10 protein-coding genes and 1 tRNA gene are annotated in these 12,699 nt (G+C 65.4%); 4 read left to right on the top strand and 7 right to left on the bottom strand.

What is annotated here, in order from left to right; genetic code table 11:
• Nucleotides 1-80: 80 nt before the first annotated feature.
• The 3 genes from ACLJEU_RS03085 to carB all read right to left on the bottom strand — a co-directional run bounded on the left by ACLJEU_RS03085 (nt 81) and on the right by carB (nt 5,005).
• Nucleotides 81-1,049 carry a quinone oxidoreductase family protein gene (locus ACLJEU_RS03085; protein WP_414661039.1) on the bottom strand — a complete coding sequence of 323 codons (969 nt, stop codon included), beginning with the start codon at nt 1,047-1,049 and terminating at the stop codon, nt 81-83.
• Between the two features lie 48 nt (nt 1,050-1,097).
• Nucleotides 1,098-1,496: a DUF3568 family protein gene (locus tag ACLJEU_RS03080; protein WP_414661040.1), complete on the bottom strand. Its 399-nt coding sequence runs from the start codon at nt 1,494-1,496 to the stop codon at nt 1,098-1,100.
• 239 nt (nt 1,497-1,735) lie between these two features.
• Nucleotides 1,736-5,005, bottom strand: a complete 3,270-nt coding sequence (gene carB / locus ACLJEU_RS03075; protein WP_414661041.1) for a carbamoyl-phosphate synthase large subunit — start codon at nt 5,003-5,005, stop codon at nt 1,736-1,738.
• Between the two features lie 261 nt (nt 5,006-5,266).
• Here carB and ACLJEU_RS03070 point away from each other — a divergent pair, with 261 nt between their 5' ends.
• Both ACLJEU_RS03070 and ACLJEU_RS03065 read left to right on the top strand, forming a co-directional pair.
• On the top strand, nt 5,267-6,106 hold the full coding sequence (locus ACLJEU_RS03070; RefSeq protein ID WP_414661042.1) for a c-type cytochrome: 840 nt from the start codon (nt 5,267-5,269) through the stop codon (nt 6,104-6,106).
• Entirely contained in the window at nt 6,103-7,722 is a 1,620-nt protein-coding gene (locus ACLJEU_RS03065) for a pyrroloquinoline quinone-dependent dehydrogenase (protein ID WP_414661043.1), read from the top strand. Before ACLJEU_RS03070 ends, ACLJEU_RS03065 begins: the two co-directional genes overlap by 4 nt.
• A gap of 56 nt (nt 7,723-7,778) precedes the next feature.
• On the opposite strand, the gene ACLJEU_RS03060 is transcribed toward ACLJEU_RS03065, so the two are convergent.
• Together ACLJEU_RS03060 and ACLJEU_RS03055 are read right to left on the bottom strand one after the other, a co-directional pair.
• Nucleotides 7,779-9,035, bottom strand: coding sequence for a sigma-54-dependent transcriptional regulator (locus ACLJEU_RS03060; protein WP_414661044.1), 1,257 nt, complete (start codon nt 9,033-9,035; stop codon nt 7,779-7,781).
• A 73-nt stretch (nt 9,036-9,108) separates the two neighbouring features.
• Nucleotides 9,109-10,287: a type II secretion system F family protein gene (locus ACLJEU_RS03055; protein ID WP_414661045.1), complete on the bottom strand. Its 1,179-nt coding sequence runs from the start codon at nt 10,285-10,287 to the stop codon at nt 9,109-9,111.
• A gap of 168 nt (nt 10,288-10,455) precedes the next feature.
• Between ACLJEU_RS03055 and ACLJEU_RS03050 the strand changes: the two genes are divergently transcribed.
• Nucleotides 10,456-10,529 (top strand) — tRNA-Gly (locus tag ACLJEU_RS03050).
• Between the two features lie 149 nt (nt 10,530-10,678).
• Here ACLJEU_RS03050 and ACLJEU_RS03045 read toward each other — a convergent pair.
• Nucleotides 10,679-11,122: a phosphoribosyltransferase family protein gene (locus ACLJEU_RS03045; protein WP_414661046.1), complete on the bottom strand. Its 444-nt coding sequence runs from the start codon at nt 11,120-11,122 to the stop codon at nt 10,679-10,681.
• 72 nt (nt 11,123-11,194) lie between these two features.
• Here ACLJEU_RS03045 and ACLJEU_RS03040 point away from each other — a divergent pair, with 72 nt between their 5' ends.
• On the top strand, nt 11,195-11,914 hold the full coding sequence (locus tag ACLJEU_RS03040) for a 16S rRNA (uracil(1498)-N(3))-methyltransferase (RefSeq protein ID WP_414661047.1): 720 nt from the start codon (nt 11,195-11,197) through the stop codon (nt 11,912-11,914).
• A gap of 94 nt (nt 11,915-12,008) precedes the next feature.
• Here the strand turns inward: ACLJEU_RS03040 and ACLJEU_RS03035 are convergent, their stop codons facing one another.
• On the bottom strand, nt 12,009-12,581 hold the full coding sequence (locus tag ACLJEU_RS03035) for an RsmD family RNA methyltransferase (RefSeq protein WP_414661048.1): 573 nt from the start codon (nt 12,579-12,581) through the stop codon (nt 12,009-12,011).
• Nucleotides 12,582-12,699: the final 118 nt, after the last annotated feature.

The following is a 12,699-nucleotide window of genomic DNA, read 5'->3' as shown; positions in this document are numbered from 1 at the left end:
CCGCCGAGCGTGGAGAACCGCCGGCGCGATGTCACGTGAAACGCCGCCAGCCTCCCCGCCCGTCCGCCGTGCGGCGTCGGTTACGGCACCAACAGCACCTTGCCCGTGGTGCCGCGGCCTTCGAGCGCCCGGTGCGCATCGGCCGCAGCGGAAAGGGGAAACGTGGCGCCAACCCGCACCTTGAGTTTTCCTGCGGCCACCCAGGCGAACAAATCCGAGGCGCGGGCCTGCAGCTCGTCCGTCGTGAGCGTGTAGTGCGTCAGCGTGGGCCGCGTGAAGAAGAGCGACCCTTTCTGCGAGAGCACGAGCGGCGCAAAGGGCGGCACCGGGCCGCTGGCATTGCCAAAGGAGACAAACATGCCGCGCGGCCGAAGGCTGTTGAGCGTGCCGTCAAACGTATCCTTGCCGACCGCGTCGTACGCCACGTCCACGCCGCGCCCGCCGGTGAACGCCCGCGCCGCGTCGGCGAAATTCTCCCGGGTGTAAACGCACACGGCATCGGCCCCGGCCTCGCGCGCCAGGCCGACCTTGCCGTCGCTCCCGACCGTCGTGATCACGCGCGCGCCGCGTTGCTTCGCGATCTGTATCAGCAACAGCCCCACGCCACCCGCGCCGGCATGGATCAGCGCGGTATCGCCCGGCTTCAACGGATACGTGTCGCACGCCAGGTAATGCGCCGTCATCCCCTGCAGCAAAACCGCCGCCGCGACTTGCGCCGACACGCCGCCCGGCACCCGCACGGCATGCGCCGCCGCCACGACGGCCTCCTGCGCATAGGCACCGGTGGCTCGTGCCGTGGCGATGCGATCGCCGACCTTGAGGCCGGTGACGCCCTCGCCCACCTGCGTCACGCGCCCGGCCGCTTCCGATCCGATCGTGTGCGGCAGCTCGACCTTGTAGAGCCCGCTCCGGTGGTAGGTGTCGATGAAGTTCACCCCCGCCGCCTCGACCGTGAACCGGACTTCACCGCCCCGCGGGAGCGGCACCGGAATGTCGTCAGCGCGCAGTTTTTCCGGGCCGCCGGTCTCATGGATGCGAATCGCGAGCATGCCGCTCACGAAACGCGAAACCGGAAAAAAGGAAACCGTCGAAACGCCCTAAAGACGTTTTTCGATCGCCGTGAACACCTGCTGCGCCGGCGCGAGACTGCCCTTGAGGCCGTAACGAATTTTGATGCTCGTCCGGTTCTTCGCGATTTCCTTGATCTTCACGACGACGAGCGTGTCGGTCGCATCGCGCCCGTTCAGTTCCGCCTCGACCACGAGCCGATCGTCGCGGACGGCAAAGAGGCCCATGTCCTTCATGCCGTTCTTCGCTGCCGTATAGGCGGTCGCGAAATCACGATCCACGAACACCTGCAGCTCGCCCAGCTTGTACTCGCCGCGCTGGTCGGGCGAGAGGAGCACCTGGGTGCAACCGGCAGCCACGCCGAATCCGGCGACCGCCAGCAACAGCCCGATCAACCTGCCCCGCGAAAGTAAGGAGGAGAGCTTCATGAATGATGTCTTCGCGCCCCATGACACGCGCGGCCATCCGAAGTTCAACTCCCTGCGCTCGCGACTCTCCGGCTTTACGGACTCCTGACACCCCGCGCTCCTTTCGGATTCAGCGTGGACGCGGCTGCGCTCAGCGCGATGTGGCTGCGAGCGCCCGCGAGCGGACGCACCGCCACTCGCGGGCGCTCGCAGCCACATGGGCCGCTCGCAACGCCCACCGTGTCGTGCGGGACCGGTCGTCAGCCGACGATCGTGACGTTGCCGCGATACTTCTGAATGGGACGAACGCCGACGTGCTTTTCCTTCAGCGCCCGGATGCCTTCCACCGCCGCCGACGCACCCGTGAGGGTCGTCATGATACAGACGTTGTGGGCGTACGCGGCGGAGCGGATGGCGTTTTCGTCGCGGCGCGGAATCATTCCGCCCGGCGTGTTGATCACCATTTGAATCTGCCCGTTCTTGATCAGGTCGACGGCGTTGGGCCGGCCTTCCTGAATCTTCGCGAGCTTCTTCACCTTGACGCCCGCGTCGGCGAGCGCCTTTGCCGTGCCGCTGGTCGAATAGATGGTGAAACCGAGCTTCTCCAACGCCAGCGCGAGCGGCACCGCCCGCACCTTGTCGGCGTCCTTGACCGACATGAAGACGTTGCCCTGCACCGGGAGGCCGGGTTTGGCCGCAGCCTGCGCCTTGGCGAAGGCCACGCCGAGATCCTCGTCGAGGCCCATGACCTCGCCAGTCGAACGCATTTCCGGCCCGAGCGCGATGGTCGCCCCCGGGAAACGCACGAACGGAAACACCGCTTCCTTCACGCACCAGTGCTTGGGCGTCTGCTCGCGGGTGAAGCCGAGATCCTTGAGCTTCGCGCCGGTCATGACCTTGGCGGCAAGCTTCGCGAGGGGGACGCCGATGGCCTTGGCCACAAACGGCACCGTGCGGGACGCGCGCGGGTTCACCTCGAGGACATAGAGCTGGTTGTCCTTGATCGCGAACTGCACGTTCATCAGGCCGATGACCTTGAGTTCGCGCGCCAGCTCGTGAGTCGCCTTGCGGACGATGTTGAGCATGTCCGGCGAAAGCGTGTGCGGCGGCATGACCATGGCGGCATCGCCGGAGTGCACGCCGGCGTACTCGATGTGCTCGAGCATCCCGCCGATGATCGACGTCTCACCGTCGCTGATACAGTCGACGTCCAGCTCGATGGCATCCTCGAGGAACTTGTCGATCAGCACCGGCTTGTCCGGCATGACGTCGAACGCCTGCCGCACGACGGCGCGGAATTCCTCCTCGCTGTAGACGATGAACATGCCGCGACCACCCAGCACGAACGACGGCCGGAGCAGCACCGGGAATCCGATTTCCTTCGCGAAGGTCAGGGCGTCGGTCTCGTTCATCGCCGTGCGATTCGCCGGCGACTTGAGCTTCACCTTGTCGAGAATGGCCGAGAACAGTTTCCGGTCCTCCGCCGCCTCGATGCTCTCGGGCGACGTGCCGATGATGTTCACGCCATTCGCCTTCAGGGCGGTGGCGAGATTGAGCGGAGTCTGACCGCCGAACTGCACGATGGCGCCGGAACAACCTTCCTGCTGGTAAATCTCCAGCACGTCCTCGAGCGTGAGCGGCTCGAAATACAGGCGGTCGCTGGTGTCGTAATCGGTGGAAACCGTCTCCGGATTCGAGTTCACCATCACGCTCTCGTAGCCGATTTCGCGCAGGGCGAAGCTCGCGTGGACGCAGCAGTAGTCGAACTCGATGCCCTGGCCGATGCGGTTGGGCCCGCCGCCGAGAATCATGATCTTCTTCTTGCCGGTCGGCGGCAGCACTTCGCTCTCGTCGCCGTAACTGGAATAGTAATACGGCGTGAACGCCTCGAACTCCGCGGCGCAGGTGTCGACCAGCCGGTACGTCGTATTGACGCCCCGCGCCTTCCGCGCCGTGCGCATCGTCACGAGGTCGGTCTTGAGGAGATGCGCGAGCTGCGCGTCGGAGAAGCCAAACTGCTTCGCGCGCCGCAGGACATCGGTCGGAATTGCCGGCCGCGTCTCCGTCTTCGCCGCACCCTCGAGCGAGAATTTCCGCAAATCCTCCTCCATCTCGAAAATCTCCCGCAGCTGGTGCAGGAACCACGGATCGATCTTCGTGAGATCGAAAATCCGCTCCACGGTGTAGCCGGCGCGGAAGGCGTGGCGGATGTAGAAAATCCGCTCGGCGTTGGGCGTGCCGAGTTTGGCGTTGATGACCTTTTCCTCGACGGGCTCGTCGCCGCCGTGCTTGCCGCCGCCGCCGAAGCCGCGCGCGCCAATTTCGAGCGAGCGCAGGCACTTCTGCATCGACTCCTTGAACGTGCGGCCAATTGCCATCGCTTCGCCGACCGACTTCATCGCCGAGGTCAGCGTCGCGTCGGCATCCGGAAATTTCTCGAACGTGAACCGCGGGATCTTCGTCACCACGTAATCGATCGTGGGCTCGAAGCTCGCCGGCGTGAGCCGCGTGATGTCGTTCTGGAGTTCGTCCAGCGAGTAGCCGACCGCCAGCTTCGCCGCGATCTTCGCGATCGGAAAGCCGGTCGCCTTCGACGCGAGCGCCGAGCTGCGGCTGACACGCGGGTTCATCTCGATGACGACCATGCGGCCGGTCTCGGGATCGACGGAGAACTGGATGTTGGAGCCGCCGGTCTCGACGCCGATTTCGCGGATGACGGCGAACGACGCGTCGCGCATCACCTGAAATTCCTTGTCCGTCAGCGTCATCGCCGGCGCGACCGTGATCGAATCGCCGGTGTGCACGCCCATCGGATCGAAGTTCTCGATCGAGCAGATCACGACGCACTGATCCTTGTGGTCACGCATGACCTCCATCTCGTATTCCTTCCAGCCCAGCAGGCACTCTTCGACGAGCACCTCGTGCACGGGCGAGAGGTCGAGGCCGTTCGCGACGATCCGCTCGAACTCCTCCTTGTTGTAGGCAATGCCGCCGCCAGAACCACCGAGGGTGAAGGACGGGCGGATGATCAGGGGAAACATCGCCAGGTGCTCGGCGGCGGCCTGCGCCTCCGCCATCGTCTTGACCGTGCGCGAGCGCGCGACGTCCAGGCCGATCTTGAGCATCGCCTGCTTGAACAGCTCGCGATCCTCGCCCTTCGCAATCGCCGGCGGCTTCGCGCCAATCATTTCCACGCCGTACTTCGCGAGGATGCCCTTTTTATCGAGCTCCATCGAGAGGTTGAGCGCCGTCTGGCCGCCAAGGGTGGGCAGCAGGGCGTCGGGCTTCTCCGCCGCGATGATCTTCTCCAGAAACTCGACCGTGAGCGGCTCGATGTAGGTGACGTCCGCGAACTCCGGATCCGTCATGATCGTCGCCGGATTCGAATTCACGAGGATGACGCGATAGCCCTCCTCGCGCAGGGCCTTGCACGCCTGCGTGCCGGAGTAATCGAACTCGCAAGCCTGGCCGATGACAATGGGACCGGCACCGATGATGAGGATGGACTTCAGGTCAGAGCGCTTGGGCATGAACGTAGATTTCGGCGAGAGTTGAGAGCGCGGAAACCCGCGGCAAGCGGGAAAGCGGGCCGGGACGCAAACGGGGCCGGAAATCACCGCCAGGCGCCCCCGGGGTGCGACGCGGCGCGATGCGGCTCACGCCGTCAGCCCGCAACCGGCAACGCCACCACCCGGGCGCGATTTGACATTGCCTGCGGTCCCCTGGATCGAGACACCTTTGGCGCAACGCACGCCACCCCCGTTCCGGCCGCGTTCCACTCCCGCTTTCCCGTGCGCTTCGTCTTCGCCCTGCAGGCCCTGTCGGTCATCGCGTTTGGCCAGGATCCTCATCAGGACATCAGCGGCCGTCGTGCTGCGACGACGCCGCTCGCCGCCATCGCGCTGACGCCGGAAACCGTGGCCGCCGGCCGAATCCTGTTCCAACGCGATTGTGCGCTGTGTCACGGGGCCCAGGGCGAAGGCGGCAAGGGTCCCACGCTGGCCGTGCCCTCGCTCAATCGCGCGACCGACGACGCCGCGCTGCTCAAGGTGATCACCGGCGGCGTGCCCGGCACCGAGATGCCGGCCTCGCGCAAGACCCCCGAGGACATCGCCCGGTTGGCGGCGTTCGTGAAATCGCTGGGCCAGCTCCCCGTCGAACGTCTTGCCGGCGATCCCGCGCGCGGCGCGCAGCTCTACGCCACCAAGGGCGCCTGCGCCCAATGTCACACATTGCGAGGCCACGGCGGCGCCTTCGGTCCCGATCTCACGACGATCGGCCGTCGCCGCAGCGCCGGCTACCTGCGCCGCGCGCTCACCGACCCGGCGGCCGAGGTGCCGAACAGCTCCACGCCGTATCGTTCCGATGTCAGCCTGCCGGAAAACTTCCTCTTCGTTCGCGCCGTCACCCGCGATGGCCGCACGCTGGCCGGGGTGCGGGTGAACGAGGATGCGTTTTCCCTGCAGCTGCGCGAGGCCTCGGGCCGCATCCACTCGGTGTTCAAGGGCGAACTCACCGCCTTGCACAAGGATCGCGGCGTCTCCCCGATGCCGGCCTACAGTGGGATATTCACGCCCGAGGAACTCGACGACATGGTCGCCTACCTGGCGTCACTGCGCTCCACCCCATGAACCTCCTCCCGCGCTTTTGCCTTGGGTCGTTGGGCCTCGCGGCCGGCCTCGGCCTCGCGTTGCCGGCCCGCGCTCAAGTGGAGGTGTCGTACGAGCGGCTCGTGCACGCCGCGGACGAACCGGGCAACTGGCTCACCTATTCCGGCAACTACGCCGGCCACCGGCATTCGCCGCTCGCGCAGATCACGCCGGCCAACGTCGGCGGATTGAAGGCCGCATGGATTTATCAAGCCCGCGAAGCCGCCGGCAAACTCGAGTGTTCACCACTCGTGATCGACGGCGTCCTCTACATCACCGAACGACCCAACATCGTCACCGCCCTCGACGGCCGCACCGGGCGTCCGCTGTGGACGTATCGACGCCCGCTGCCGGGTGACGTCCAAGGCTGCTGCGGCCCGGTCAACCGCGGGCTGGCCGTACTGGGCGACACGCTCTTTCTCGCGACCTACGACGCCCACCTCGTGGCGCTCGACGTCAATTCCGGACGCGAACGCTGGGACGTCGTCGTGGCCGACTATAAAACCGGCCATTCGATCACGGTCGCGCCGCTGGCGGTGAAGGACAAAATCATCGTGGGAATTTCCGGCGGCGAATTCGGCGTGCGCGGCTTTCTCGATGCCTATGACGCCCGCACGGGCGCGCGCGCCTGGCGCTTCTGGACGGTGCCCGGCCCGGGTGAAGCCGGACACGAGACCTGGGGCGGCCGCGGCAGTTGGAAAACCGGGGGCGCGCCCACCTGGGTCACCGGCACTTTCGATCCCGCGCTGAACCTGCTCTATTGGGGCACCGGCAATCCCTCGCCTGAGTTCGACGGCGACGATCGGCCCGGCGACAATCTTTACTCCTGCAGCATGCTCGCGCTCGATCCGGACACGGGGAAGCTGCGCTGGCATTTCCAGCACACGCCCCACGATCTGCACGACCGCGCGTCCAACCAGATTCCCGTCCTGATCGATGCGACCATCGACGGCCGGCCACGCCAGTTGCTCGTCCAAGCCAATCGCAACGGGTTCTACTACGTCCTGGATCGCACGACGGGGGAGTTCATCACCGGGACGGCGTTTTCGCGCGTCACCTGGGCGAGCGGATTGGACGCCCGCGGCCGTCCGATCCTGAATCCAGACATCGCACCCAGCGCCGCCGGTTCAACCGTGCTGCCCGGTTTGGGTGGCGCGACGAACTGGCAGAGCCCGGCTTTCAACCCCGCGACGCGACTTTTCTACGTGCTGGCGGTCGAGAACAACGCGGAGACCTTTTTCAAATACAAGACGCCCTACGAACCGGGCGCGATGTACCTCGGCGGAGAATATCGCGCTCCGGCCGGACAGGAGGCGACGAGCGTGGTGAAAGCGCTGGATGCCGTGAGCGGCAAACTGCACTGGGAGTTTCCGCTCAACACGGCGTCGATGTGCGGCGTGATGTCGACCGCCGGCGGACTCGTCTTTGGCGGCAGCCGGGAAGGCTGGTTCTACGCGCTCGATGCCAGCACGGGGAAACCCCTGTGGCGCTTTGCGACGGGCGGCTCGATCATGGCCAACCCGGTGAGCTTTCTCGTCGGCGGCCGGCAACACATCGCCATCGCGGCCGCGTCGAGCATCGTCGTGTTTTCTTTGTAGGGCGCGACGGGGTGTGCAGGCCCGGGCGCGGACGAGCCGCGTCCCTAAAACCACGTTCAACCCAGCTTGCTCACATCGACGCCGAGCACTTTCGCAGCGGCCGTCTTGTCGTTGCGACAGGCATGGAGGACCATGTCGAGATACTGTTTCTCCTGACCGGCGAGATATTCCTCGAGCGTCGGCCAGTGTTTGAGCTCGCGCAGGCGCAGCGGCAGTTGCTGCGACGTGATGACGCGCGTATCGCTGGTGCCGGCGATCTTCGAGACGACCTGGGAAAGCTCCGTGAGATTGCCCGGCCAGTGATAGGCCGACATCACGTTCTTCGCGTCCTCGGTGAACTCGATCAGGTTCGCGTCGAAGAGCGGATTCGCCGCCTGCGCCGCGTAGTGCTTGACCAGCAGAGGAATGTCCTCAGCCCGCTCGCGTAGCGCGGGCATCTGCACCGGCAGCGACGCCACCCGGTAGAACAGTTCGTCGTGAAACTTGCCCTCGTCGACCAGCTTCTCGAGGTCTTCGCTGGTGGTGCAAATCAGCCGGAAGCCATGCGCGGTATTGCGCAGCACGCTGACCAGCTCCTTTTGCACGGACTGGCTGAGCGACTGGAGGTTTTGCAGGAAAAGCGTGCCGCCCTTCGCCTGTTTCACCCACGCACCGCCCTCGCCGTTCTGGCCGAGCAGGCCGTCGCGAAAACTCGCTTCCGAACTCAACGAGCAGTCGATGCGCACCAACGCGGCATCGGGCGCGCCGTTGGCCGCGTGCAAGATCTCGGCGACCGAGCCCTTGCCCGTGCCGTTTTCGCCGATCAACAGGACCGGCGTGCGCACCGTCGCGAGTTTCCGGATTTGCGCGGACAGCTTCGTCAGCTTGGCACTCTTGCCGATCAGCCGGCTTTCGATGTCGGCGGTCTTGACGCCCGAACCCGCGATGGCGGCGGCGCGTTCCGCCTGAAATTTCCTGAACTCGAGGCCGCGGCGGAGTGTGGCGATCAGTTCATCGACACGGAAAGGCTTCTGCAGGTAGTCGAATGCCCCGTGTTTCAGCGCCTGCACCGCGCTCTCGGTCGAGGCGTACGCGGTCATGATGATGACCACCGCATTCGGATCGTAGAGCTTCAGCTGCTTCAGCAGCGTGATCCCGTCCATCGGCTTCATGTCGATGTCGGCCAGGACCAGTTCGAATTTCTCCGCCTTGTAGCGCACGAGCGCCTTTTCGCCGTCGGTGGCGAAAGAGGTGGCAAAGCCCGTGGGCTGAATGACGGCCTCGAGCATCTCGTGGATGGAGACGAGGTCGTCGACGATGAGGACGGAGGGCATTTATCGGGGAGACAGAACCGCGGACGATCCGGGAGGCGGAGCGTGAAGTCAAACGGCCGTTACGAAGTCTCGACTAGTTGAGGCCACCGGCCACCGCGCCGAGTTGGAAGATGGGGAGGAACATCGCCATGACGATACCGCCGACCACCACGCCGAGGAACACGATGAGCATCGGTTCGATCAACGAGGTGAGCGCGGCCACCGTGGCTTCGCACTCCACATCATAAAAGTCGGCAATCTTGTTCATCATGCCATCCACGTTGCCGGTGGATTCACCCGCCTTGACCATGTGCTTCATCATGGGCGGGAAAAAGGGATTCGACGCCAGCACCTCGGAGACCTGACCGCCCTGGCTGACGTGTTTGGCAACCTCTTCGCAAGCGTCCTCGATCTGCACCTTGCCGCTGGCCGCCGACACAATCTCGAGCGTGCGGAGAATCGGCACGCCGGAACGAATCAGGGTCGCGTACGTGCGGCAGAATCGAGACAGCGCGATCTTGTGGATGAGATTGCCGAAAATCGGCGCGCGGACGAGGAAGTGGTCGCGGGTGCGACGACCGTTCGGCGTCGCGGTGAATTTGCCCAAGCCCCACCAGGCCACGTAGGTGCCGATGCCCATGGCCCACCAGTAGGCTTTCATGAAGTTGGAGACGTCGATCAGGAACTGCGTCGGCGCCGGCAGCTTGGCGCCGAAGTCGGCGAACATGGCGGCGAATACCGGAATGACGAAAATCAGCAGCACGTTAACCAGCGCGACCGCGAGGCCGATGACCGCGATCGGATAGGTCATCGCGGACTTCACCTTCTTGGTCAGCTTGACCGTCGCTTCGAAATAGAGGGCGACCTTGCCGAGAATCTCCGCCAGACCGCCGCTCGCCTCACCGGCCTCGACCATCGAGACGAACAGCGTGTTGAAGGCGTAGGGGAATTTTTTCACCGCCGCCGAAAAGGAATTACCTTGGGAGATGTCGGAGCGGACATCGCGAATCACGATGCGGAAACAGGCGTCCTCCGTCTGGTCCTGGAGGGCCTCGAGACACTGCACCAGCGGCAGACCGGCTCCGAGCAACGACGCCAGCTGCTGCGTGAAGATCGCCAGCTCGCCCATCGGCAGCCGGTACTTCTTGGCCTTCTTCTCGAGCGCCTTCTGTTTCGCAAGCGCCTGCGCAGCCTTAACGTTGGTGGTTTTCTTCTGAAAGGAGGCACGTGAAGCCTGGGCCGGGGCGGGTGCTGCGGAAGTGAAAATAGCCATACAAATCAAACAACGGCACAGGTTTCAGTCTCGCAATGCGGGACAGGGTAAAATTCCGGTGAGAAAGGGGCGCGAAACCACACTGAAAGTCGTTGTTTCCGCCTGCGTAAAAATGCGATGCGAGCTTGACCGAGCCGCCCCGAGCGCGAAGCTGCGTTCCTGCGCCAAGCGGGCGTAGTTTAGTGGTAAAACTCCTGCCTTCCAAGCAGGTCTCGTCGGTTCGATTCCGTCCGCCCGCTCCATCCTTCGCCGTAGCGAAGCGCAGTCGAAGGACGCGCTGCGAAGCCTTGGCGTAGCAGGGCCCACGCACTCCGCCTGCGGACATGGCTACGGATGGCACGGCCATCCTCCGTCGTAGGCTAGGGTACGCGAAAGCCGCCTCGCCGAAGCCTCAGCGAAGGCGGGCCACCTTCCACGGCCATTGCACGCAGCCGTCGACGTCGCGAATCAACGCGAACTCAACCTTGCCCTTCAGCACAAACGGCAGGACGTCGACTGACGCCGGTAACACGCTTCGCGCCGCGTGCCAGCTCCGACCGCTGACGTAGACATCGTCGACGAGCAGGATGCGACGCCACGACCCCAATTCCGGCACCGCCGAAAGCACCTTCGGCTCGGCATAACGCGGCACGTTGTCGTCGTCGCGATAGTTCAGCGCGAGCACCTTCATCCCGACGCCCAGCCGCATCGCCACCAACGCCGCCGGCACCACGCCGCCGCTCGCAATGCCGACCACGCCGTCGATCCCGGGCGGAAACGTCCACGCCGCGAGCCGCGCGGTGATATCGGTGAAGGAAAGCGGGGGCATCGTCGCCACTGCAGCCGCGGAACGCATGGCGGGTGCAAGGCGGGCGCAAAATTACGACGCGACACCCGGCCCGCAAACCCCAATCTGCTCCGGTCCCGCGTGAATCTCATCCTTTTCGAATCCACCGAAACCGATCGCCCGCTGCCCCGCGCCGATCGCCGCGCCGTGCACATCATGGACGTCCTGCGCCGCGCGCCCGGTGACACCTTCGACGTCGGCTTGGTGAACGGTCCACGCGGCAAGGCAACGCTGGTCGCCCTTGGAGCCGACGACATGGAGCTCACGTTTCAATGGGGCCCGGCGCCCCCGCCCGCCGCACCGATCACGCTCGTTGTCGGTCTCACTCGACCGCAGACGGCGCGCGATATCCTGCGCGACGCCACCACGCTCGGCGTGCGCGAGATCCACTTCGTCCGCACCGAAAAATCCGAGGCCAGCTACGCGCACAGTTCGCTCTGGTCCTCCGGCGAGTGGCGGCGCCACCTGCTGACCGGCGCGGAACAAGCCTTCGACACGTGTCTCCCCGACGTCACGCATGACCTCACGCTCGCCGAGGCGATGGCGCAACTTCCTTCGGGTGCAGTCCGGCTCGCCTGCGACAACTACGAATCGCCAGGCGCGCTCGGCGAGGTCGAGGTGTCGCGGGAAAAGCACTACGTCATCGCCATCGGCGCGGAACGCGGCTGGTCGGCCCGCGAGCGTGACGCCCTGCGCGCGCAACAGTTTTCCCTCGTGCATCTCGGCCCCCGCGTGCTCCGCGCCGAGACGGCGGTGCTCGCCGCCGTTGCCATCCTGCGCGCTAAATTCGGACTGATGTAAGGAGGTTTTCCCCGGGACCGCGACCGCCCCCGGTCGCATCCGATCGGCAGCGACCGAGGGCGGTCGCGGTCCAAGGGGAGAATATCCCCACCTTCTACGGACTCTGCCGCCGGAAAAATGCCACCGTCGGCTGGCGCGCGCCTTTGCCGAGCCGTTTCAGCACCGTCCAGCCGGGCGGCATCAATTCGATCTCACCCGGCATCTCGAACACCACGATGGCATCGGGTTTCGCGTGCAGCACCTCGGTCAGCCGCGCAAAGAGCGCCGGGGCGATGTCTCCAATGATCTCATACGGCGGATCGATGAACACCAGATCCGGCACCGTGCTCTCCGCGCCCAGCGGCACGAGTCGCGCGTCCGCCTGCACCACGCTCAAACCGGTGGGCGGCCGGCCGAGACTCTTGCATACCGCGACGATGTTCTGCCGGACACAGGCCGCGGCCTTCGCGCCCTGTTCGACAAACACACCACCGGCCGCGCCCCGGCTCAGTGCCTCGAGCCCGTAGGCTCCGCTGCCCGCAAAGAGATCGAGAAATCGCGCGTCCGCCACGCGCGCACCCAAACTGGAAAACACCGCCTGCCGCATGCCGTCCGTCGCTGGGCGCGTTAAGTCTCCTTTCGGCACCACCAGCACAATGCCGCGTGCGCCGCCGCCACTTATACGCATGGACGCTCCCCCGTGCGACCCAGTGCAGGCGGGGTGCCCTCACCCCGCTGGCAATCGCGCTCCTCGCGATCGGCGGGGCGCGGACGCCCTGCCCGCACGATCGTCAGTTGCAGCCATG

It is taken from the genome of Terrisphaera buseokensis (assembly GCF_047521145.2).
Taxonomy (GTDB): Bacteria; Verrucomicrobiota; Verrucomicrobiia; order Opitutales; family Opitutaceae; genus ER46.
Note: the sequence above shows the minus strand (reverse complement) of the source record. Positions and strands in the feature narration are given on the sequence as shown.